Origin of the sequence: Campylobacter canadensis (assembly GCF_013177655.1) — a bacterium.
Classification (GTDB): Bacteria; Campylobacterota; Campylobacteria; order Campylobacterales; family Campylobacteraceae; genus Campylobacter_E; species Campylobacter_E canadensis.
This window is the reverse complement of sequence record NZ_CP035946.1, coordinates 486,476-510,591: the sequence shown is the minus strand read 5'-3', so window position 1 is coordinate 510,591 and position 24,116 is coordinate 486,476. Positions and strand designations below refer to the sequence as shown.

General features: G+C 27.0%; 24 protein-coding genes. 5 read left to right on the top strand and 19 right to left on the bottom strand.

Features of this window, described 5'->3' with window-relative positions:
• Positions 1-54: 54 nt before the first annotated feature.
• The 6 genes from pepT to CCANL266_RS02385 form a co-directional block, all read right to left on the bottom strand.
• A complete protein-coding gene (gene pepT / locus CCANL266_RS02410; protein ID WP_172230837.1) occupies positions 55-1,257 on the bottom strand; it encodes a peptidase T in 1,203 nt (400 codons plus the stop codon).
• A complete protein-coding gene (locus CCANL266_RS02405) occupies positions 1,257-2,792 on the bottom strand; it encodes an AbgT family transporter (protein ID WP_172230834.1) in 1,536 nt (511 codons plus the stop codon). The genes pepT and CCANL266_RS02405 overlap by 1 nt, the downstream gene beginning before the upstream one ends.
• Positions 2,793-2,918: 126 nt before the next feature.
• Positions 2,919-3,746: a universal stress protein gene (locus CCANL266_RS02400; RefSeq protein ID WP_172230831.1), complete on the bottom strand. Its 828-nt coding sequence runs from the start codon at positions 3,744-3,746 to the stop codon at positions 2,919-2,921.
• Positions 3,743-4,693, bottom strand: a complete 951-nt coding sequence (locus CCANL266_RS02395; RefSeq protein WP_172230828.1) for an NAD-dependent epimerase/dehydratase family protein — start codon at positions 4,691-4,693, stop codon at positions 3,743-3,745. The genes CCANL266_RS02400 and CCANL266_RS02395 overlap by 4 nt, the downstream gene beginning before the upstream one ends.
• A gap of 1 nt (position 4,694) precedes the next feature.
• Complete coding sequence (locus tag CCANL266_RS02390) at positions 4,695-4,871, bottom strand: hypothetical protein (RefSeq protein ID WP_172230825.1); 177 nt, start codon at positions 4,869-4,871, stop codon at positions 4,695-4,697.
• A gap of 8 nt (positions 4,872-4,879) precedes the next feature.
• Entirely contained in the window at positions 4,880-5,491 is a 612-nt protein-coding gene (locus CCANL266_RS02385) for a riboflavin synthase (RefSeq protein ID WP_172230822.1), read from the bottom strand.
• Between the two features lie 38 nt (positions 5,492-5,529).
• Here CCANL266_RS02385 and mnmG point away from each other — a divergent pair, with 38 nt between their 5' ends.
• Both mnmG and CCANL266_RS02375 read left to right on the top strand, forming a co-directional pair.
• On the top strand, positions 5,530-7,374 hold the full coding sequence (mnmG, locus tag CCANL266_RS02380) for a tRNA uridine-5-carboxymethylaminomethyl(34) synthesis enzyme MnmG (RefSeq protein WP_172230819.1): 1,845 nt from the start codon (positions 5,530-5,532) through the stop codon (positions 7,372-7,374).
• 3 nt (positions 7,375-7,377) lie between these two features.
• On the top strand, positions 7,378-9,375 hold the full coding sequence (locus CCANL266_RS02375) for a CHASE2 domain-containing protein (RefSeq protein WP_172230816.1): 1,998 nt from the start codon (positions 7,378-7,380) through the stop codon (positions 9,373-9,375).
• 3 nt (positions 9,376-9,378) lie between these two features.
• On the opposite strand, the gene CCANL266_RS02370 is transcribed toward CCANL266_RS02375, so the two are convergent.
• Together CCANL266_RS02370 and selA are read right to left on the bottom strand one after the other, a co-directional pair.
• Entirely contained in the window at positions 9,379-9,909 is a 531-nt protein-coding gene (locus CCANL266_RS02370) for a MotE family protein (protein WP_172230813.1), read from the bottom strand.
• A 2-nt stretch (positions 9,910-9,911) separates the two neighbouring features.
• Positions 9,912-11,198: an L-seryl-tRNA(Sec) selenium transferase gene (gene selA / locus CCANL266_RS02365; protein WP_172230810.1), complete on the bottom strand. Its 1,287-nt coding sequence runs from the start codon at positions 11,196-11,198 to the stop codon at positions 9,912-9,914.
• A gap of 46 nt (positions 11,199-11,244) precedes the next feature.
• On the opposite strand from selA, the gene CCANL266_RS02360 reads away from it, so the two are divergent.
• Entirely contained in the window at positions 11,245-12,885 is a 1,641-nt protein-coding gene (locus CCANL266_RS02360; RefSeq protein ID WP_172230807.1) for a 4Fe-4S binding protein, read from the top strand.
• Positions 12,866-13,543: a hypothetical protein gene (locus CCANL266_RS02355; protein WP_172230804.1), complete on the top strand. Its 678-nt coding sequence runs from the start codon at positions 12,866-12,868 to the stop codon at positions 13,541-13,543. The genes CCANL266_RS02360 and CCANL266_RS02355 overlap by 20 nt, the downstream gene beginning before the upstream one ends.
• Here CCANL266_RS02355 and CCANL266_RS02350 read toward each other — a convergent pair whose 3' ends face one another.
• The 4 genes from CCANL266_RS02350 to ilvE all read right to left on the bottom strand — a co-directional run bounded on the left by CCANL266_RS02350 (position 13,544) and on the right by ilvE (position 16,676).
• A complete protein-coding gene (locus tag CCANL266_RS02350; protein ID WP_172230801.1) occupies positions 13,544-14,062 on the bottom strand; it encodes a DUF2393 family protein in 519 nt (172 codons plus the stop codon).
• A 9-nt stretch (positions 14,063-14,071) separates the two neighbouring features.
• Positions 14,072-14,590, bottom strand: coding sequence for a DUF2393 family protein (locus tag CCANL266_RS02345; RefSeq protein ID WP_172230798.1), 519 nt, complete (start codon positions 14,588-14,590; stop codon positions 14,072-14,074).
• Entirely contained in the window at positions 14,590-15,642 is a 1,053-nt protein-coding gene (locus CCANL266_RS02340; protein WP_172230795.1) for a prohibitin family protein, read from the bottom strand. Before CCANL266_RS02340 ends, CCANL266_RS02345 begins: the two co-directional genes overlap by 1 nt.
• Before the next feature lie 116 nt (positions 15,643-15,758).
• Positions 15,759-16,676 (bottom strand): branched-chain-amino-acid transaminase, encoded by a 918-nt coding sequence (gene ilvE / locus CCANL266_RS02335; RefSeq protein ID WP_172230792.1) that lies wholly within the window; start codon positions 16,674-16,676, stop codon positions 15,759-15,761.
• A gap of 95 nt (positions 16,677-16,771) precedes the next feature.
• Here ilvE and msrP point away from each other — a divergent pair, with 95 nt between their 5' ends.
• The gene (gene msrP / locus CCANL266_RS02330; RefSeq protein WP_172234355.1) at positions 16,772-17,641 is read left to right on the top strand and encodes a protein-methionine-sulfoxide reductase catalytic subunit MsrP; all 870 of its coding nucleotides are present in this window, start codon (positions 16,772-16,774) and stop codon (positions 17,639-17,641) included.
• A gap of 20 nt (positions 17,642-17,661) precedes the next feature.
• Here the strand turns inward: msrP and hypD are convergent, their stop codons facing one another.
• From hypD to cybH, 7 genes are read right to left on the bottom strand one after another with little or no spacing between them, the layout of a single operon-like run.
• Positions 17,662-18,747, bottom strand: a complete 1,086-nt coding sequence (gene hypD, locus CCANL266_RS02325) for a hydrogenase formation protein HypD (protein WP_172230789.1) — start codon at positions 18,745-18,747, stop codon at positions 17,662-17,664.
• 2 nt (positions 18,748-18,749) lie between these two features.
• Positions 18,750-19,010: a HypC/HybG/HupF family hydrogenase formation chaperone gene (locus tag CCANL266_RS02320; RefSeq protein WP_172230787.1), complete on the bottom strand. Its 261-nt coding sequence runs from the start codon at positions 19,008-19,010 to the stop codon at positions 18,750-18,752.
• Positions 19,010-19,660: a hydrogenase nickel incorporation protein HypB gene (hypB, locus tag CCANL266_RS02315; RefSeq protein ID WP_172230784.1), complete on the bottom strand. Its 651-nt coding sequence runs from the start codon at positions 19,658-19,660 to the stop codon at positions 19,010-19,012. The genes CCANL266_RS02320 and hypB overlap by 1 nt, the downstream gene beginning before the upstream one ends.
• An 18-nt stretch (positions 19,661-19,678) precedes the next feature.
• On the bottom strand, positions 19,679-21,817 hold the full coding sequence (gene hypF, locus CCANL266_RS02310) for a carbamoyltransferase HypF (RefSeq protein ID WP_172230781.1): 2,139 nt from the start codon (positions 21,815-21,817) through the stop codon (positions 19,679-19,681).
• Positions 21,801-22,937 (bottom strand): hypothetical protein, encoded by a 1,137-nt coding sequence (locus tag CCANL266_RS02305; RefSeq protein ID WP_172230778.1) that lies wholly within the window; start codon positions 22,935-22,937, stop codon positions 21,801-21,803. The genes hypF and CCANL266_RS02305 overlap by 17 nt, the downstream gene beginning before the upstream one ends.
• Positions 22,937-23,470, bottom strand: coding sequence for a hydrogenase maturation protease (locus CCANL266_RS02300; RefSeq protein WP_172230775.1), 534 nt, complete (start codon positions 23,468-23,470; stop codon positions 22,937-22,939). Before CCANL266_RS02300 ends, CCANL266_RS02305 begins: the two co-directional genes overlap by 1 nt.
• Positions 23,467-24,114 carry a Ni/Fe-hydrogenase, b-type cytochrome subunit gene (cybH, locus tag CCANL266_RS02295; protein WP_172230772.1) on the bottom strand — a complete coding sequence of 216 codons (648 nt, stop codon included), beginning with the start codon at positions 24,112-24,114 and terminating at the stop codon, positions 23,467-23,469. Before cybH ends, CCANL266_RS02300 begins: the two co-directional genes overlap by 4 nt.
• Positions 24,115-24,116 lie beyond the last annotated feature (2 nt).

Sequence of the window (24,116 nt, the reverse complement as noted above, 5' to 3'; positions counted from 1 at the left end):
TTAAAATAAAAAAAAGGCAAATTATATCATTTTTTTAAAAAAAAGAAAAAAATATTAAGAATTTGTTATTAGAGTTTTTGCAACTTCATAACTTTTAAGAAATGATGAAATAGGCAAAAATTCAAATTGTGAATGAAAATTATAAGCACCTGTAAAAAAATTTGGCACAAAAAGCCCTCTTTTACTAAGCGCACTTCCATCAGTTCCGCCACGCATTGCAATTATTTTTGGCTCAATATTACAAAGCTTAAACGCTTGTTTTAGTTTATCAAGTGCTATTTTGTTCTTATCATTCATAGCATCTTTTATATTTGAATATGTATCGCTTATTTCTAATTTAAATTCTGCTCTTTTATATTTTTCTTGCATAAAATATACAGCTTTTCGTATAAATTCTTTCTTTTCTTCAAATAAATTCTTATCATGGTCTCTAATATTTAATCCTACAATAGCTTCATTTTGATTTGCAAAAAGTTCATTTATCCAAATATATCCTTGTTTATCCTTTGTATTTTCAGGACTTTGCAATCTATCAAATAAAAGTGTAAATTCACTAGCTAAAATACTAGGATTAAGCATTACATTATAAGCATTCATAGGATGAGCACTAACTCCTTTAATAAAAAGTTTTGCACTAGCTGCATTAAAGGTTTCATACATTAACTCTCCAAGCTCACAACAATCAATCGTATAAGCATAATCAGGGCAAAAATCATCTAAATTAAGCACTTTTGAACCTAAAAGCCCTATTTCTTCATCAGGAACAAAGGCAAAATAGACATTAGGAATATCTTTATTTTTTGCAAATTCTTTTGCAAGTGTCATCAAAATCGCTACACTAGCTTTGTTATCAGCACCTAAAACACTGCTACCGTCGCTAAAAATAATCTCTTCGTTTAAATATTTTTTAATTTCAGGTCTTTGCTCAACCTTCAAAATAGCCTTGCCTAAATCTAAATCATCGCCTGTAAATTTTAAAATTTGTGCATTTACATTAGGGCTTAAACCAACATCAATAGTATCTAAGTGTGCTACAAATCCTATACTTTTTTTACTTTCATCTGCCTTTATACAAGCAGTTAATATGCCGTTTTCATCAAGCTTTATATTGCTTAATTTAAGTTCTTCTAGCTCTTCTTTTAAAAGTTTTGCAAGTTCAAGCTGACCGCTGCTTGTTGGTAAAGTTTTTTTACTTGCATCGCTTTGTGATGAAATCTTTACATATCTTAAAAAATTATTAACTAAAATATCTTTCATTAAAATTCTCCTTTGTAATCATATCCTGTATCAAAACCTAAAGGAATTCCTAAAGCCCAAAAGAAAAATAAAGAGCCAACCAAAGCAACAAATAATCCAATCCCATAAGGTAACATTAATGAAACTAAGGTTCCAACTCCTGTATTTTTGTAATACCTTTGACAATATCCAATCACTAATGGATAAAAAGGAAAAAGTGGAGTCATAACATTTACCGCACTATCGCTTGTACGATAAGCTGCTTGAGTTAGCTCTGGGCTTATATCTAAAAGCATTAACATAGGTACAAAAACAACTGATAAAATCGCCCATTTTGATGTTGCACTTGTTACGAAAATATTTAAAAAAGAAGTAAAAATGATAACACCAAAAATAGTTAAAGTTGATGGCATATTCATAGCTTTTAATAAAGTTGCACCACTTATTGCTAAAAGAGTTGATATGTTTGAAGCATTAAAAACATATAAAAACTGACCGCATACAAAACAAAAAACAATAAAGGTTGTAAGCGTATTTAAACTACTTGCTGCCATTGTGCTTAGGTCTTTTGAGCTTTTTATGCTTTTACTAGCTTTTCCATAAACATAACCAGGAATAGCTAAAAATAAAAATACTAACGGAACTAAAGCCTTCATTAAATTGCTACTTCCTGAAGTTAAAGAGCCATCCTTTGCACGCATAACAGAATCATCAGGATAACAGGCAACAAACAACAAAACAGCCATTAAAATAAAGCTAAAAGTAGCCTTATAAAATGCTTTATTTTCTATTTCATTTAGACTTTGCGTTTGCATATTTACTAATTTTGCGTCTTTATCAATTGGCATAGTTTTTTCAAGTAAAGGTTCAATAATTTTTGCACTTACAAACCAACAAGCAGCAATAACGCTAAAGGTTGAAAAAATACTTAAAAAATAATTACAAAGAACATTTACATTGTAATTTACATCTATTGTTCTTGCTGCATTTTGTGTAAATTCTTGCATTAGCGGGTCAACAACGCTAGGAATATATGAAGCGCTAAATCCACCAGCTAAAGCAGCAAAAGAAGTAAGAATTCCAGCTATTGGATGACGACCTGCGCTGTAATACATTGCAGCTGCAATTGGCATTAAAAACACATAAGCACTATCAGAAACAATATGGCACATAATAGAAATAAAAATCACCACAGGCACCACAAGTTTATCTGGCACAATCTTTGTAAGTTTAATTAAAATTGCTCTAATGTATCCACTACCTTCTGCAATGCTAACTCCTAAAGTAGCTACTAAAACCAAACCCAAAGCAGGAAAGCTAATAAAATTTATCATAAGTCTTGAAATAAGCTCTGCAAAATTAGTCGGAGCAAACATATTTTTTACAACAATTTGTTCTTTGCTAACTGGATGAATATAAGAAAAATCTATAAAACTAAGAAAAAATGACAAAACCATAACAATAAAAAAAGCGATTAAAAACATAATTGTAATATCAGGCAGTTTATTTCCATAATATTCAATCTTGTTTAAAATAGCATACAAACGCTTATTCATAAAGACCTCCTATAAAATAAAAATTAAATACTACTTAAAAAAATAGAATTTTTAGAATTTTAATTAAAAAAATATTTATTTTTTTAGTATATTTGTAACGATTTGTAACAAATATACTAAAATTAATTATTTTAAAATAAGTAGAGCTAAATGTGAATTTTGAATAATCTCATCAGTAAAAGAGCCAAAAAATAAGTGCTTTAAAGCCCCACTTGAATAAGCCCCCATAGCAATTGCATCGCAATTATTTTTCTTAGCATAGTCTAATAAAGCTTGCGAATTTTCTTCTAGTAAATAATCGCTTTTTATTTCAATATTAAATTCTTTAAAAAGTTCTTTTGCTTTATTTAAATTATCAATAGCTTTTTGTCTATCACTGTTTAAAGTAAGTAGGCTTCTTTTGATATTTGAAAAAATTGGCTCTTTTAGGGCTTTTTTTAGGTTTTCATCTAAAAAATCTGAACCATCGTAGGCAAATAAAAGATGATTAATTTGCTTAAATTCATCTTGGCATAAAAAAATTGGGGTATTAAGCTGCTTTAAAGCGCTTTTTATATTTTGCCCCATTTTTTCTTTGCCCATCTTACCTAAAACTACTAATTTATAATCTTTTGAATGCTCTTGTAGTTCTTGAACAAAATCTCCACTTACTTTTAAACTTTCAAGCTTGATTGCTTGTTTTAAACAATGATTTTTACAAATAAATTCTAAGGTGTTTGAATATTCTTTGTTTTCTGCATTTTTTTCTTCACTTTGTTCTAAAGAGCGTTCAACAAAGGCAGCATTAACACCAAAACCCAAATCTCCAACAAAGGCAGCATCAACAATTATTTCTTCTTCTAAAACATTAAAAAAAGTAATACTAGCTTCATATCTTTTTGCAAAAAATATAGCTGCATTGCATAAAGCAAGCGCATTTTGCATACTATCTACACACAACAATATTTTATTCATAATCTCTCCTTTAAAATATATGGTAAATAATCTTTTATACCTTCTTCAAGGCTGTAATCAGCTTCATAATTAAAATCCTTATTAGCTGCAGCTTCAGTAAAAAATTGATAAGCTTTTTCATAAGGATTTTTAATATAAATCTTTTTAACCTCATCTTTGATTAAGCCTAAATTAAGTAATTCTTTTTCTAAAATAAGCACGATATCTAAAAAGCTTCTTGCTTTAAATGAGCCAACATTATAAACGCCACCCTTAGCATTTAAAGCAGCAATATTTGCCTTTGTAACATCTTTTATATAAACAAAATCTCTAAAAATATTTTCGCTACCTTCAAATAATCTTGCTTCATTTTTATCAAGAATTTGATTAGCAAATTGTAAAATCATTGAAGAAGTTTGCTCTTTATTGCTTTCGTTTTTTCCATAAACATTAAAATACCTAAGACCAACTGCATTTTTACAATACAAATTAGCTATTTTTTCCATCATTAATTTTGAAAAAGCATAAGGATTTTTAGGTCTTTCATCTTTACCTACTGTTTGTGGGCTTTTTGCGTCTCCATAAACACTAGCACTACTTGCATAAATCAATTTTGCATCATATTTATTTGCAATATTTATAATCTTTTTAAAGCTATTTACATTGCTTTTTAAAATTATTTCTTCATTATAAACAGTAGTGTCAGAAATAGCTGCAAGATGATAAATTACATCAGGCTTAAACTCATCTAAAACTTTATAAAATTCATCATCTAATAAATTAGCACAATATAAATCCCCGTTATAATCAAGCAAATTTTTAAATGTACCAAAATATTTTTTCTTGCCATTTTCAAATCTTTGAGTATTATCAAAATTATCTAGTGCTAAAACTTCATGCTCTTTGCATAAACTTTGTGCTAAATTTGAACCAATAAAACCTGCTGCTCCAGTAATTGCTATTTTCATTTTATTCTCCACTCTTTCTTGCTTTATTTTTACTATTTGCTAAAAATTCTAAAAAATCTTGAATTTTTTCTTTATTTTCAAAAGAATTTTCTTTAGATAAAATCATTCTTAAAAAATTCTCATTTTGGAAATACTCATCATCAAATTCTCTTGCTTTTTGCATAATTTCATCTATCATAACTCTTCCTAATACAAATAAGTAATTTTATCAACATCGCTCCAGCTTAATTTATCTTCTTTAAATTCAAGTATTCTAGCTGCATATCTTGCTAATAAATCACTTTCAATATTTACTAAATCATTAATCTTATACTCACTAAATAAAGTATCTTTTAAAGTAATTGGAATAATGCTAAGCCTTATAATATCTTTATTAATATCACTTATTGTAAGGCTAACCCCATCAACTGCAATACTGCCTTTATTAGCTACATATTTTAAAATTTCTTTTGGTAATTGTATGTAAAAATCACTTCCACTAGGCATTTTTTTAATATCAACTATCTTTGCAACTGCATCAATATGTCCTTGAATTAAATGCCCATCAATTCTATCTCCAAGCTTAATAGCAGGTTCAAGATGTACTCTTTGACCTATTTTAAATTCTTTTAATTTTTTTGCACTTTCACTGCTTAATTCAACACAAAAACCATCATCATTAATTTTTACTGCACTAAGACAAGCACCATTGATTGCAATGCTATCGCCAATATTTGGCTTATATTTTGCACTTAAACATAAACTGTAATTTGAGTAACTTTTTACTTTAGCAAATTCTTTTATTAAACCATTAAACATTTTTTTCCTTTAGAATATTATAAAAAAAAAGGATAACGATGTATGATATTATTGTAATTGGTGCAGGTCATGCTGGGGCTGAAGCAGCTTATAATTCAGCAAGAATGGGTAAAAAAACCCTACTTTTAACAATGCTAGTTGATAGAATAGCAGCAACTTCTTGTAATCCTGCAATAGGAGGTTTGGCAAAGGGGCATTTAGTAAAAGAAATAGCGGCATTTAATGGTTTAATGCCTATTTTAGCCGATACTAGTGCGATTAATTTTAAAATGCTTAATGAAAGCAAAGGCGCAGCCGTTCAAGGCACTAGAGTGCAAATTGATATGGATGAATACAATCTTAATGCAAAAAATATTTTATTAAATATGGATAATTTAGATATTTCTCAAGAATTAGTTGATGAGATTTTAGTAAAAGATAATGCTGCAATAGGTGTTAAAACCGAGCTTGATAAAAGCTATTATGCTAAAAAAATAATTCTTTGCGCAGGAACATTTTTAAACGGTTTAATTCATGTTGGCTTGTCTCAAATTAAAAGCGGAAGAGTAGGAGAAATTAGCGCTAGTAAATTAGGCGATAATCTTGAAAATTTAGGCTTAAATCGTAAAAGATTAAAAACAGGAACCTGCCCTAGGATTAATGCAAAAAGCATAAATTTTAGCCTACTTGAAATTCAAGAAAGTGATGAAAGTGTAAAGGGATTTAATTTAAAAGCCTTACCACGCATAAAGCAACTTCCTTGCTACATAGCACACACAAATACAAATACTCATACAATAATCCGTTCAAATTTTGATAAAGCACCGCTTTTTACAGGGCAAATAAAGGGTGTTGGTCCAAGATATTGTCCTAGCATTGAAGATAAAATTAATCGTTTTGCAAGCAAAGAATCTCATCATCTATTCATAGAACCTCAAACAAAAGAGGCAAACGAATATTACATAAATGGCTTTTCAACCTCTCTACCTTTTAGCGTACAAGAAGATATGATAAGAAGTGTAAAAGGCTTTGAAAATGCAAAAATTACTCGTTTTGGCTATGCAATTGAGTATGATTTTTTTAACCCACAAGATTTATTCCATAGCCTTGAAAGCAAAATTATTAAAAATTTATATCTAGCAGGGCAAGTAAATGGTACAACAGGCTATGAAGAAGCAGCAGCACAAGGACTTATGGCTTCAATTAATGCAGCCTTAGCTATTGATAATAAAGAGCCTTTAATTTTAAGAAGAGATGAAGCTTATATTGGTGTTTTAATTGATGATTTGGTTACAAAGGGTACAAATGAACCTTATAGAATGTTTACTAGTAGGGCTGAGTTTAGATTATTACTTAGAGAAAGTAATGCTATTTTTAGATTAAATAAATACGCTTATGAATGTGCTTTAAGAAACGAAGAAGAATATAAATATTATTTAAATTTACAAGCAAATATTAAAAGTGCTTTAAATCAATTATGCAATACAAATGTAGTTCCTAGCAAGGTATTTAATGAGTTATTAAATAGCATTGAAGAAGAAAATATCTCTCAACCAACCAGCTTGCAAAAAATAATAGCAAGGTCTAGTATGACAAGGCAAAAATTATTAGCTTTATGCCCACAATTTAGTACTTTAAGCGAGTTTGAATTGGATGAAATTTTACTTGAAGCAAAATATTTTCATTATGTAAAATTACAAGAGCAAAATATAAAAGATATGAAAGAATTATTAGAAATTAAAATTCCAAAAGATTTTAATTTTAATATTAGCGGACTAAGCGCAGAAGTAATTGAAAAATTACAAAAAAATAAACCAGAAAATCTATTTGAAGCAAGTAAAATAAGTGGCATTACACCTGCTGCTATTGATATTTTACAAATTTACATAAAGCTTAAGGCTTAAAAATTGTTAAGCAAAAAAACAAAACTTTTTATCATTTTAGCTATTTTTTTAACAATTTTAGCCTTTATTTTAAGTGTAAAAGAACTTCCTGTTTTTACAAGACTTGATAATATTTTGCACGATATGTTTTTTTCTAATAGTATTAAAAAAACTAAAGGCGATGATAAAATAGTAATCATTGATATTGATGAAAAAAGCTTAAAAGCATTAGGGCAATGGCCTTGGGATAGAGATGTATTAGCTTGTTTAAATGATAAATTAAAAGAAGCTAAAGTAATAGGATATGATATTTATTTTGCAGAACCTGATAATAGAGGTGAAATAAGTATTTTTATGAGTGATAAACAATTTAATAATTTAAATATAAAAAAGCTTAAAAATTGTAAAAGATATAAAAATCCTGATTTAGCTTTTGCAAATTCTTTAAGTAAAACTCCAAGTATTTTAGCTTACGCACTTAGTCTAGGCAATTATAAAAACGACGATGTAAAGGCTCAAAGTCCAGTTACAAATCAAAATATTAGCACAGAAAATATTGATATTTCTCTTTTAGAAAAAGGTAAAAATATCACAGGTAATATTGATATTTTAAGTGAGAATTCATACGCTAGTGGTTTTGTTAATTCTTATTCTTATCTTGATAGCGTTATTAGACAAGCTTTTATGCTTATTTATTATGATGATGGTGCTTTTAAAGAACTATTGCCATCACTATCGTTAGCTATGTATGCAAAATACTTAAATACTGATGATATTAGCGTTTATAAAGATGAATTTTCTTACATAAACATAAAAGTAAATAATGAAATAATACCTTTAAATGAACAAGCTTTAATGGGAATTTATTTTAGCGGTAAAAGCCCTAATTATAAATATATAAGTGCTATTGATGTGATTGATGAAAATATTGATTTATCATTTTTTAAAGATAAGCTTGTTTTAATAGGCACTAGCACAATAGGATTAAATGATATTAGAAGCAATCCTTTAGATGAAAACTTACCTGGTGTTGAAATCCATGCAAATGTACTTGATAATATGATAAATAAAACATTCTTAAAACCCTTACATTATGCTTATGAAATTAATTTTTTACAAATGCTTATTTGTATTGTTTTAAGCCTTGTTTTTATGAGTTTTAAAAATATTTTTTCTCAAGTTTTACTTATTATGACCTTAATTTGCACTATATTGTTTTTGCACTATTATTTACTAATTTATGAGCATATTTTACTTACAACCTTTGATGTATTATTTATTATTTTGCTTTGTTATTTTAGTGCTACAACTATTAATTTCTTTTTAGAAAATAAACAAAAAGAATTTATCAAATCAAAGCTAGAAAGAAAGGTTTCTAAAAATGTTGCTGAAGCTTTAATTAATACTGATGCAAATGTGTTTTCAACCAGTAAAAAAGAAATTAGTATTTTCTTTAGTGATATTAGAAATTTTACAAGCATTAGCGAACAAATGCAAACAGAAGAACTTATTAATTTATTAAATTTGTATATGACAAAAATGAGTGATATTATCTTGCAAAATGATGGAACTATTGATAAATATATAGGCGATGCTATTATGGCTTATTTTAATGCGCCAAATTCTATAGACTATCACGCTGATGCTGCTTTAAGTAGTGCAATTTTGCAGATTAAAGCACTTGATAAATTAAATAAAGAATTAATAAATAAACCTTACATAAATATAGGCATTGGTATTAATACAGGCATTTGCATAGTTGGGGAAATGGGCAGCTTACAAAGAAGTGATTATACTTGCATAGGAGATAGTGTAAATATTGCAAGTAGAATAGAAAGTATGTGTAAAAATTACAAGGCAAATATTTTAATAAGCGAAGAAACAAAAAATGCATTAAAAGATAGCTTAAAATATGAATTAGTTTTTGTTGATGAGATTAAACTAAAAGGAAAACAAAATAGCACAAAACTATATAAATGTCTTGGCTTTAAAGGAGAAAATTTAAATCTTTATAAAGACTAAAAATTAGTCTTTATTTTCTTCTTTGCTTTCTTTTTTATTTTCTTTTTTCTCTTTAATTAAGTGAGTAAGACTAGCAGCTTTGTTTGCATCCATTTTTGCTAAGATTGTAGCTATTTTTTTCGCTTCTAAACTTAGCAATATTTTTACTGCTTCATTTTCATCTAATGCGCTTAAAATCTCTGCTGCTGATGCGTCTTTCATCTTTGCATAACTTTGAGAAATTTTATCTTCTTTTAGCTTTAAAATATCATTTTGTAATTTTTGCGCTTGTTCTAATATTTTTTTATTTTCTTCTTTTGTTTTTAAAATTTCTTCTTTTTCTTTTTGTATTTGCTCTAATATATTTTCATTTTTTTTAATCTTTTCATCTTGCAAGGCATTAAATGCTGCTTGATAGCTTTCTAAAGCTTGTTTTGCTTCGTCTAATTCTTGAATTTTTTTATTCATTTCTTGCTTTTTTTCTTCAAAAATATAAGTGCAATCAAGAGAATATAAATTTACAAATAAAAGTAAAATACCTACAATAAACTTCATTTTTATCCTTTAAAAACTATATTAATTATTCTTGCTATTTTTTTAATTTGCTCTTTTAAAACCGAGCGTAAATCTAAAATAACACAATCTTTTTGCCAATTACTAACTACTTTTAATTCTAAAAGTTTGTAATATTTATCCTTAGAACAAGGAATTTTTATTCCATAACTAGGAAGTAGTTTATTAGGCGTACTACCAGCTCCAACTAAGGATTTAAGCTCTATTATTTCTCCAATATTTATTAGAGATAAAAGCTCTTTTGCCTTAGTTAAAACTTCATTTTTATCATCTAAAATTAATTGTAAAGAAACAAGATTTTTATAATCTTTTTCTAAATAACTTTTTAAACTAAGCTCTAAAAGTATTAAAGAAGCTTTTGATAATCTAAACATTCTTAAAAGATGGCTATTTCTTAACTGTTCAATGAGTTTTTTTTCTCCTAAGATTATACCTGCTTGAGTAGATGCAAATAATTTATCTGCACTAAAACTAAGCAAAGAAACTTCGTTTTTAATAAGATTTTTAACACTCATTTCATCTTGCAAGATAGGATGAATTTTATCTACATAGCCACTACCTAAATCATAATAAAAGATTTTTTCATTATCTTTTGCTAATTTATTTAAACTTAAAACATCAACTTCTTCACAAAAACCTTGCATAAAAAAATTAGATTTATGAGTTTTTAAAATCATACTAGCTTCATTAAGTCTTTCTTCATAATCTTTTAACTTTGTTTTATTTGTTGTTCCTACTGTTATTAGATTTGCTCCGCTTTGTTTCATAACCTCGCTAATTCTAAAACCGCCACCAATTTCAACCAATTCTCCACAAGAAGTTAAAACGGCTTTATCTTTAGCTAAGGTATTTAATATTAAAAAAACTGCAGCAGCATTATTATTTACTACTAAGGCATCTTGAGCATTAAATAAAGTTTTTAAATAAAAAATTATAAGCTCATCTCTTTTACCTCTTGAATTATCATTTACATTGAATTCTAAATTGATATTTTCACTTAATAATTTTGCTAATTTTAAAGCATCTTTTTTAGAGCTTAATGCTCTACCTAAATTAGTGTGTAAAACAACGCCTGTTGCATTTATTAAAGTATGAAATTGCTTATTTTTATATTCATTAATCTTTTTTGCTAATAATTGTTTTATGGTTTGTTCGTCTGCTATATTTTTTTCAGTTCTTAGTTCATTTAACAATTGTTTTGCTAAGGCACTAACTAAAAAAGCTGGTTCTTTTGGAAAATGATTAATCAATTTTGAAACTTGTGGTAACATAACCTATCCTTACATTTTTAAAAAATACTATCAAAAGGAAGTAAAAATGAAAGAATTTATTTGCTTAAATGAAAATTTTTCTTTTAATAGCAATGTGATTGATTTTGTTGATAATAAACATTTATATTTAGTGGCAAATAATAATCAAGCAAGAGCTTACATAATTGCTCCTGAAATTGATTTTTACCTAAAAAACTCAAAAAATAATTTAGAAAAAATTGAAAAATTATACGAAGCAAGAGCTTTAGCTTATGATTATTCAAAAGAAATTAAAAAAAGCACTCAAATAAAAAAGGAACTTTTTTTAAATTTTGAAGATGATGAATTAAAGCTATTTTTAGAAAACAAAGGCTATAAATGTATAAATGTACCTAGCAATGCAGAATTTTATGGCTTTATTGGGGAATTAAATGCTATTTTTGATGGTGAAATTAAAAACGCTTCTTTAGCCTTATGTAAAAACGAAAGTAAAATAAACGCTGTAAAAAACATAACAAATTTAAGCAAAGAAGAGATATTAGAATTTTTAAACAACAATACAGGCTATTATGAGTACAATTTAAAAATAATTTTTGATGCAAATTCCTGTCAGCTACAAGATAGAAGAACTTCTCATTGTGGTTGGTGTGCTGAAATTTGCCCTACTTTAGCAATAGTTAAGGATGAAAATAAATTATTAATTAATGATATTGATTGTATTAGCTGTGCAAAATGCGTTAATATTTGCCCTACTAATGCTCTTAGCTTAGCTGCTTTTAACAAAGAAAGCTTTTGGCAAATATCAAAATTATATGAAAACGAGCAAATTCTTGTGCTTGATGATTTTAGTGTTGATGCTGATATTAGCGGATTTTTACCCTTTGTTATGAATGTTAATTTATTAGATGAGTTAAAATTATTACATTTAGTAAATACATCAAATAAAACTGTCTTTGTGTATTCTAAAAACCCAAGCGAACTTTTAATAGAAAAAATATCTTTAATAAATCAAATAGCAAATAACATAGAAAATAAAGATTTTATTTGTTTAATTACAGATTTAAATACCTTGCAACAAGTAAATATTAATGAATTTACAAGCACAAATATAAAACAATCAAATTTTATTTTAAACAAAAGAGAGTTATTTTCTTTAAAAATGCTAGATATGATTAAAGAAAATGATTATGGCACAATAAAAGCAAAAAATTATGCACTTATTAATATAAATCAAAAAAGCTGTACTCTTTGTGCAAGTTGTGCTGGAGCTTGTAATGTATCAGCAATCAAAGCAGATACGAAAACAAATTCTATTATTTTTAACGCTTCATTATGCACATCTTGTGGATATTGCGTGCAAAGTTGCCCTGAAGAAGATACAATTTTTATGCAAAATGATATTATGAAATTAAATAAGAGCTTTTTTACTTATCAACAACTAGCGCAAGATGAATTATTTGCCTGTTTAGAATGCAAAAAAGAATTTGCTACAAAAAAATCAATTGAAAAAATTGCATCAATTTTAGCCTTGCAATTTAGTAGCGATTATTTAAAAGAATATTCTTTATACTGCTGTGCTGATTGTAAGGCAAAAATAATGATGTTAAAACACGCTTCTTTTGTTGATGATAGTGTTAAATATGAAGATGGCATAAAACAAAGATTAAAAAATTTTAAGGAGATTAAAAATGCAATTAAACAAAGTTAGGGCTTATTTTTATGAATTTTTAGCTAGAATTTTAAGTTTTGCTAATAATGATGAATATAAAATAATTCTTGAACAAGCAAGATTTTTTTATGATAACTTAGAAGATTTAAAAGAAGAATTTAAAGCAATTTTAGATTGTAGTTTTGATGAATACAAAAAAGAACAAAATGCTGTGTTTTATGATTTTTCTTATGTTAATGTGCCTTTTGATGCTTCTTTTTATGATGAAGGTAGGGATAATGGGCAATTAAAAATTAAAACAATAAAAATATTTAATAAAGCAAGTATTAGCAAGAGTATAAGCGATAACGAAGATAGTTTTAATGTATTGTTTTTTGCACAAGCTTATTTTTGCAAGCACAATCAAGATGAGTTTGCTAAAGAATTATTTGCTGATGTGATAAACTGTGTTATTAATGAATTTAGCCAAGCTTTAAAAGAGCATAAAAGCTCAATTTTATTCGCTCATATTGCAAAAATTATTGATTATTTAGTAGATATTGAAAGGCTTCATTATAGCCTAAGCGCACCTAGCGTAAAGAAAAATTACATAGCCTTATCAATGGAAAAAAAGCCCTTTCAAACAAGACTTCCTACTCAATTTTCAAAAATCAATATGCAAGAGCTTACTTCTTTTAAAGAACATATTGATGAATAATCATTTGCAAGATATTTTAGTATTGAGTTTATAAGAGCTAAAATGCTTTGGATAAGGTATTTTAGCCCTGATTATACTTTGAGAATTTGGACTTATTAAAACATCATAATCATATTCATAAGTATAAGAATTTTTTGGCTTTGCAAGTCTATTTGATTCAAAACTTTTGCTAGTATCAAAAATACTTCCATCTACTTTTTGCACCTTTTGATTTATTATTCTTACTGTTAGGGTGCAAGATTTTACTGGATATTTTCCTATGTTACTTATATAAGCAAGGTACATAACATCGCTGCTTGAAAGATAATTTTCTTCATTTTTTAGCGCAACCTTTTTAAAAGCAGCGTCAATACTCAACAAAATAGAATAACAAAGAATAAAAAAGATTATAAAAGAACAAAAAGAAAATAAATAAATTAATTTTTTATCCTTTAAAAAGTAAAAAAACAAAAAAACAACAAAGGCAAAAAGAACAATACAAGCAAAAATACTAAAAATATGCAAAGCCCCAAAATACATTTTATCCCCTTAATAACAAACACTATTGTAGCTTAATTTATAATTATTAATTTTTATATTTTTTATAATTAATTCCTTTTCTACATATTCATTTTTCTTTAAATCTTTTATTATTATTGTTTCACTTTTAAAAGGTTTAAAGATTTTTTTAATTTTTTCAAGATAATTTTTACTAGGAGTGTTAATTGTATAATTTAACTTACAAATAGAAAAATTATGCTTTGAATTATTACTTAATTTATACAAAATATATAAATTATCAGAATACATCATCTTATAGTCTTTTAAAACTACGAATTCTCTATTTCTGTATTTTTTATCTACTAAATCTTTTGCGTAATAAAAAAAGGCTATATCTGTAAAAATACAAATAATAATCAGCAACACACAAAGACTAGCAAACCTTAAAAGTAAAATAATAAGTAAAATAAAAAATATAAAAATTAAAAAACTACACCCAAGAATAAGCCAGTCTTGAGTGTAGAAATTTTGCAAGTGAAAAAATATAAATTCTTTTAAATTATTCATTAGCGATTATATGAACTTACTTGCTTATCGTTTTTTAAATCAACCCAAATATTAGGCACAGCACCGCCAGGCGTTAAGAAAATCTTAGCATCTTTATTTACTTTTAATGCTTCGTTGAATTCTTTTTGAGTTTCAATTTGTTTTAACTCAAGTAATTCTTTTGTTACACTTTTTGCTACTTCTTTATTTGCATAAGCTTGTGCATCTGCTTCAATTTTCTTAGCATCAGCTCTTCCTTGCGCTTCAATAATAGCTGCTTTTGCAACCCCTTCTGCTAAAGCTGCTTGCTTTAACGCTTCTTGATTTGCTCTTTCAACTTCGTATTTTGTTCTTTCTGCTTCTTGTTTTGCTATTTGCACTCTTTCAATTTGCTCTTTAACTTTAGCAGGTAAAATAATTCCTCTTAATTTAACACTTTCTAAGCTAACAGGCTTATTTGCTTGTGAGTCAATACTTTTTCTAGCATCAAGTTCTATTGAAGTTGCGATTTCATTTCTTTTTGTTGGTAATTCTTCTGCTGTATATTTTCCAACTACACTCCTTACAACCTCTCTAATAACTGGGTCAATAATTTTATCTTCCCAGCCAAGCCCCCACACTGCAATTGTTTGTGGTGCATTAAATGGGTCTAAGCGATACTGAACGGTAATATCTATTGAAACAGGTAAATTTCTAGCATCAACTACTTCAATTGATTTTTTATTTGTAATACTTGTGTTTTGAAATCTTCTTTCATCAACCCCTTCAACACTAGCATAATTTATCTGTCTTACAGTGGTATCAACTATAAAAACTTTTTGTATAAAAGGTATTAAAAAGTGAAAACCAGGCTCAAGTGCTATTGGGCTATATTCTCCTGCGGTTGCTTTAATCCCTACTTGTCCTGAATTAATAACCACAAAAGGTCTAGTAATAACTACAAGTAAAAAAACTATAATAATACTAATTACAAGTCCGTTAAATTTACCAAAACCTTTAAAATTGAAATCAAAATTCATTTGCTGCTTTTCTTTTTTATTTTTATTAAAATAACTATTTAAATCAGCTGGCATATTTCTCCTTTTAAAAATTATTCGCATATAGCATTTTCATTTTACCTAGTAATAGTTTTTAAAAGTAAAATATAAAAGAAAGTGAGAATTTTATTTTCATAAAATTCTCAAAAAAATTAAATATAAGTTAGCATTGATGCGTATTTTTCATTTTTGCCATAAACAACATCAAAGAAAGCGTCTTGAATTTTTTTAGTCATTTTACCTCTTAAGCCGTCTGCAATAATTCTATTATCAAGTGAATTAACAGGAGTTATTTCTGCAGCGGTTCCTACTAAAAATGCTTCATCGCAAACATAAACCTCATCTCTACTAATTCTTTGGCGTTTTACTTCTATGCCTAAATCTTTTGCAAGTTTTAAAACAGTATCTTGAGTGATTGATTTTAGACTATAATCATTTGGTGGGCTAATTAATACTCCATTTTTAACCATAAAAAAGCATTCTCCAGTACCTTCAGCAATAAAACCTTCTTCATCAATCATTAAAGCTTCTTCATAGCCACTATTTATTGCTTCATATTTTGCCATCATTGAATTTAAATAATTTGCACTAGCTTTTGCTTTATTAAAATTAGCCTTAGCAGAATTTCTCATTAAAGACGAACAGCATACTTTTATACCTTTATTTAGACCTTCTTCGCCTAAATAAGCACCCCATTCCCAAGCTGCAATACCAACTCTAACAGGAGCTTTTGTATGATAAATTCCCATTATTCCATCGCCTAAGAATATTAAAGGGCGGATATAAACATTGCTTTTAAAATTATTCGCTCTTAATAATTCAATTTGAGCATTTTCTAATTCTTCTTGAGAAAAACTTGGAGTAATTGCAGTGATTTTTGCACTTTCAAGTAATCTTTTTGTATGGTCTTGTAATCTAAAAATTGCCATACCGTTTTCACCTAAATAAGCTCTAGTTCCTTCAAAAACCGCATTTGCATAATGTAACGAATGAGTTAAAAAATGAACTTTAGCATCTTCAAATTTCACCAACTGACCATCTAGCCAAATAAAATCTGCTTTTATAGACATAGCCTATCCTTTATTTTAAAAATTTACTTTCAGTTTAACAAAAGAAAAATAATAAAAGCTTATAATATATGTCCAAAATTTCAATAAGGATTATTATTATGATAACAGAAGAAAAATTTTATAAAAATAGAAGAAATTTTTTAAAATTAGGTGCTGGTGCTTTAGTGGCAAATGAAGCAATAGCAGAAGAATTATTAAAATTAAAAGAATTAGTACCTAGCGATAGCGAATACGCTTTTAATTATGTAAATTTTTATGAATTTAGCACAAATAAAAGTGATTGTGTAGAATACGCAAAAAAAAGTAACTTAGAAAAAAGAGCAATTAATATTGAAATTAGCGGACTTTGTGAAAATCCAATGACTTTAAATGATATATCTCAATTTAAAAGAGTAGATAGGGTTTATAAATTAAGATGCGTTGAGGCTTGGAGTATGAATTTACCTTGGGGTGGCTTTATGCTAAAGGATTTAATAGCCTTAGCAAAACCGACAAAAGAAGCAAAATACATAAAATTTACTTCACTTTATGACCCTAGCATTTTTCCTGATCAGGCTAGTTCTTTTGGGGTGATTGAATACCCTTATGTAGAAGGATTAAGGCTAGATGAAGCAATGCACCCACTAACTATTTTAGCAACACATTTATATAACAAGCCTTTATTAGCTCAAAATGGTGCTCCAATTCGCTTAGTAGTGCCTTGGAAATATGGATTTAAGTATATTAAAAGCATTGTAAAAATTGAATTTACAAATACCCAGCCAATCTCAACTTGGCAAAAATATAATCCAAAAGAATATGGATTTTATGCTAATGTTAATCCTAATGTAGCCCATCCAAGATGGTCTCAAGCAAGGCATAGAGTGCTAGGTTCATTTTTTAAAGAAGACACAGAACTTTTTAATGGCTATGAAGAAGAAGTAGCATTTTTATATAAAGACTTAGATTTAAAAACTAATTTTTAAGTAGCCTTTTTTGGCTACTTTTATGCTTTTATATATTTATAATAAGCAGCACAAGCTCCTTCACTACTTACCATACAACTACCAACAGGATGAGCAGGAGTACAAGCCTTTGCAAAAATTTCGCAATCACTTGGCTTTGCGATACCTTTTAAAATGCTTGGGCATTTGCATAATTTATTTTCAGCTTTAGTTTGAACCTTAATATCAAAAACCTTTTTAGCATCATATTTAGCATATTCGTCTTTTAAATCCATACCGCCATCTTTTATAACACCTACTCCACGAAATAAAAAATCGCAAGATTTAAAATACTTATTAATAAGATTTAAAGCCTGAATATTACCTTCATCTTGCACAATTCTTGAATATTCATTATAAACTTCATAACTTTTATCTTTAAATTGAAGACATAAATTAATAATTGAATGCATTAAATCAACGGGTTCAAAACCACTAATTGTAAAAGGTTTTTTATATTTTTTCGCCAAAGGCAAATAAGCATTTTTTCCTATTATTACACTTACATGAGATGGAGCTAAAAAACCATCAATATTACACTCTTTATCATCAAGCAAGGCACAAACTGGCTCGGGAACTTTTACATGGTTTATATGAAAAAAAACATTTTTTATATTATTTTGTATTATTTTTTCTAATAAAACCGCACTCATTGGTGCTGTAGTTTCAAAACCTATTGCAAAAAAGATTATATTTTTATCCTTATTTTCACTAGCTATTTTTAAAACTTCTAAAGGAGAATATAAAGCCTTTATATCACAACCATTTGCTCTTAATTTTTCAAGACTTGTATTACTTGCAGGCACCTTTATTAAATCAGCTAAAGTACAAAAAATAGTATTAGGCATACTTGCTAAAAACACTGCTTCATCAAGCCTTTGCTTTGGCATTACGCACACAGGACAACCAGGCCCGTGAATAAAATTAATATTTTTTACAGCATTAATCAAGCCATATTTTACAAGCGAATGTGTATGTCCGCCGCATATTTCCATTACATTATAAACCCTATCAAGCTCTATTTGATTTGCTAAAGAGATTAATTTTTTTACAATACTAGCATCTTTATAATCTTTTATTAAATTCATTCTTATTCCTTGCTAAAATGAGTAAATACTTCTTCTTCGCCTATTTCATCTACAATTTGCTTGTAAATTTTTAAACTTTCTTTAGCTTGTTGTGTATTTATTTTTTGCATTGCAAAACCAACATGAATTAAGACATAATCTCCAACCTCAACACTATCACTAACTAAATCAAGACTAACACCTCTTCTTACCCCTAAAGTATCTACTATTGCGTAATTGTTTTCATCAATACTAATTATTTGCGATGGAATTGAAAGACACATTATTTATTCTCCATTTTTTCTTTAATATAAGCACAAAATTTATCTATATTTGTATCATCTTTAGCAGAAAGTTCAAAAATAACTACATTAGGATTAAGTTTTTTTGCTTCTTCATAAATATGTTTTGTATCAAAATCAAAATACTGCGCTATATCCATTTTACTAAGAACTAAAATATCAGCTCTTTTAAACATTACAGGGTATTTTTCAACTTTATCAGCACCTTCAGTAGCTGAAAGTAAAACCACATTAAGATTTTCTCCTAAAAGATAAGAAGCAGGGCAAACAAGGTTTCCTATATTTTCAATTACAACTAAATTACAATCTTTTACATCAAATTCATCTAAGGCTTTTTTAATCATTATTGCGTCTAAATGACAACTTTGCCCTGTGCTTATTTGATAAGCTTTTGCTCCTGCTTTTATAATTCTATTTGCATCATTATTTGTTTCTAAATCCCCTTCAATTACAGCTAATTTAAAAATATTTTTTTTAATCATAGCTTCTAAAAGAGTAGTTTTTCCACTTCCAGGAGAACTCATAAAATTAAGACAAAAAATATTATTTTGCTTAAAAAATTCTTGATTTTTCTTTGCTTGAGTTTCGTTTTCTTGCATAATTTTTGCTTTTGCTTCTACTATAACTTTCATTTTTACTCCTTTTTAAAATTATTCTATAAATTCTTTTTCATATAAAAAATAATTTAGCTGTCCTAAGGCAATGCAAGCATCATTTAAAGCTAAATCTTTTTCATAGTAAAATTTATAATTTTTATCTTCTAATAAGTTGTGCATAATTGTATTATTACAAAATATACCACCGCTTAAAATAGCTTTTTTATCAATGCTTAAAGTTTTAATTAAACTTACAATAGTGTTTAAAAATTTTGAACAAGCTGTAGTTTTATCTTCCTTTAAGCAAGATATAAAAATATCTTTAAAAATTATTTTTCCATTTTCATAAAGTAAATTATATTCATCTTTTATATTTTTATCATAATATTGCTCAATCATCATTGCACTATGTGCTTCAAATTCATTTTTTTCTAAAGCTAAAACAACAAAACTAAAAGCATCAAAAATTCTTCCGAGTGAAGAAGTAAGCAATGAGCAGTTATTATATAAAATTTCATAATTTTTTTCTTCAAAATCGCAATTAATATTATATTTTTTAAAAATAGAATAAGCTAAAAGTTTATTATTTTTTACATTTAATAATTTAAACTCATCAAAACAATATTTTGTTTTAAGTTCTTTTTGCTTAATTTCAATAATTTCAGAACCGCTAATATAAGAATTATTTTTATATCCTGTCCCATCAAAACAAAAGGCTAAAATATTATCTTTTACATAGCTCATTGCGTGTGCTGCGTGATGATAGATTTGTATTAGCTTTGTATTTTTATTTACTCCTAAAATATAATTTTTATCGCTAATTAGTTTCTTAAAATAATTTGTGTGTAAAAAATGTGGGTGTAAATCAGCTAAAATATAATCAAATTTAAGCTTATAATTTTTTACAAAAAAACTAAGCGTGTTTATAAAATGATTAAAAACGCTAAGATTTTTTATATCTCCTATGTAAGCTGAAAAAATACAAAGACCATTTTTATAAATTAAAAATTCGTTTTTTTCTTCCATTCCTAAAGCTAAAATACATAAATCTTTTTTAATTTTATGCTCTTTAAATAAAGGTCTAAAACCTCTAGCACTACGCAAATGCAAATATTTATTATGAATTACTTGCCCTACGCTATCGTCTATTTTATTTACTATATTTCTATTATGAGAAAGTATAAAATCAGCCTTTAAATATTTAAATTCAGCCCTTTTTGAATAAATCATTTCAGAGCTAATATTAGCACTGCTTGCAACAAGGGCAAAATCAAGCTCTTTAAACAATAAATAAAATATAGGCGCACTAGGCAAAAAAATGCCAATATTTTTAAAATCAAAATGTACACTAAAAGCTGTTTTATTAAGGCTTTTTAATAATAAAATACTTCTACTTTGTTTAAGTAAAATTCTTTCTTCTACTTTAGAAATATAAGCGTATTTTTTTGCCATTTTAATATCTTTACACATAATTGCAAGTGGCTTTTTAGGACGATTTTTAAGCATTCTTAATCTTTTTACGCTTTCATTATTTTCTGCATTACAAAGCAAATTGTATCCGCCAACTCCTTTAATAGCTACAATTTTGCCTTCTTTAAGATATTTAATAGCCTTATTGATATCAGCACTAAGTTTTGCTCCGCAATCATTACAAGCAATTACTTCAGAATAAAATCTTCTATTATCAATATCATTATATTCTTTTGTGCATTCTTTACACATTAAAAATTTTTTCATACTTGTATTTTTTCTATCATATGGTATTTTTTTTATAACGCTGTATCTTGTACCACAATTTGTGCAATTTATAAAAGCGTGATTAAACCTTCTTTTAAGATTTTTATTGTTTAATTCTTTAATGCAATCTTTACAAGGTGCGTAATCTGGCAAGATAACTGCTATATTTTCTTTATTTTTACCTGCCTTTTTTATTGTAAAATCATTAAATTTTTCATTTATATTTGTGATTTTATAACTTTGAATGTTTGCTAAAGGACGATTTTTTTTAAGTTTTTTTTTAAGAAGATTTATAAAGCTAATCGCCCTTTGTCTTGTACAATCAAGCGCTAATTTAACACCTAAGGTATCGTTTAAAATATAACCATTTAATTTTTCATCTTTTGCAAGTGCGCAAACTTCAGGTCTAAAGCCAACACCTTGAACGCTACCTTTAATACTAATTAATACACTCATAATTTTGCCATCTACTAAGCTTTAAATGCTTATTTAAAAAGGCGTTGTAGCTTAAAAAACTTGCGTTTTCGCACATAGTTGAATAAATAACTCCTTTTGGAATTTTTTTGCCTAAATATGCAATTAAACTTTCAAACACGCCAATTTCAATCATCTTAGCACCAGCTAATTTAAAACTCATTATGCTAGAAAAAGTCTTAGCTAGTAATAATTGCGAATTAATATCATCAATAAAATCAATTCTTAAACCCTTAGTGTATTTATTTGGAATACTTTTTATATCAAGCTCAAAAAAATCAAAAATAAAATTTATAAACTCAAGTAAGTTTAATTTATTTTCTTGTTTAAATTCTTTTAGCTTAAACTCTTTTTCGTAATTATTTAATAGCTTTTCTCCATTTTCTAAAGTATAAAGCATTTTTTTAAAATCAGCTAAAGTACTTGGCGCATTAAAAATAAAATTATCAATATTATAAGCTTTAATTTTTTCATCACAATAAGGATTATTTATAATGCAAAAATCATCATCAAAAGTGCTAATAATTAAAAAATCTTTTGAATCTTCTACAAAATAAAGCTCGTTAGTATTCTTTAATTTCTCACTCAATTCTTTGCTTGGTGCAAAGCAAACATATAAATAATCATCTAAATTATGTGCTTTTTGATAAAGGCTTTTTAGGGCTAATTTTACAAAGGGTTTTTCGTAAGAATTTAATAATATTTGAGTGTTTTTATCGCAAATAAAAGCTTTTTTAAAAAGTTCATAATTAGCAACTATGCAAAAATTTGATTTTTTACATTCTTTAAAAATTTGTTTTTTTAATTTTAAATCTAAAAATATTTCATCACATAAATTTAAGCTTAAAATATTCTTAGCTTTATAATTATTTTCTATAACTTTATTTTGATTAAAAGAAAAATCTTCTAAAAACATAAAATAAGGAAGCTTTTTTACTTCTTCATTAAATTCTAAAATTTTTTCTTCTTTAGCATCTAATTCTAAAGTAAAAACTAAAGCATCATAATTTAATTTATAATCAATCTTAACTTTTTCGCATAATCTTTGTAAGAAAAGTCCAAAATCATCTAATTTGCTTTTAAATTCATAAGTAAAAATCATTATCGTCCTAAATTTTTGTATTCTAAAATTACTTCATCAATGCTAACTTTTTCTTCAAATTCTAAATCTTTATAATCTTGTTTTAATGCTTTTAATAGTGTATCTTTCATCAAATAAAAAGCTTTTTTTACATCAGCACTTAAAGAAAATTCCATAGGCATTAATCTTGTAGGTACTATGCCTAAAATAAAGCATTGCGGTAAATCTCCTAGCATATCCATAAAATTAAGTGTCATCATCATCTCAAGTTCATGTGCGCTACCTTGATAATTTACATTATTTGGTATTGCCTTGTAATCAAAAAAGACAACATCACCTATTTTTAAATCATCAGCATTAATACAATCAACTACATAAACCTTATCGTACTTAGCAATGATATGTGCTAAGTGCATTGCCATTGTACCACCGTCTAAAAAATCTATATTTTGATTTTTATTTTTTAGATTTTTATTAAACCAAGAGCTAAAATAAACCCCAGCCCCCTCATCGGCAATTAAAACATTGCCGATGCCAAGAACTAGAATTTTCATTTGTATTTATATCCGCTAAAAATAGCGTCCATTGAACCATCTTTTGATTTTACTGCATTAAAAGTAGCCATATAAATATGCACACATACAAAAATAATAATACACCAAGTTAAAATATGATGGATTATTCTAACCATAGCAAGTCCGCCCATCATTTCTTCAAAAGGCTTTAAGACTGGAGTAATAAAAGCAGCAAAACCTTCATGATAAACATTAATGTACATAATAAAACCTGTTAATAGTAAAAAAGCAATAAGTATATAAAAAACAAAATACGTTACAAATTGCAAAGGATTATAAACGCCATTTAAATGTGGATGTTTGCCTAAAAATAAATAAAATTTTATTTGCTCTATCCAAGTTTTTAAATTACATACATCTTTAATTGAACTTAATTCTTTTTTAGAACGTTTATCAATAAAAAATAAATATATTTTAAAAATAAAACAAGCTAAAAGAATAAAACCTGCAATATTATGAGCTAAACGAAACTTAGCTTGTAAAAAATTAGTAGGTTCTGCATTTACTTCAGGACTTACAAAAACACTAGCGATATAAAAACCGCTAATGCATAAAGCTAAAATACAAAAAGCCCTAATCCAGTGAGCTAATCTAAGCCCAATACTAAATTCATATTCTTTCATAA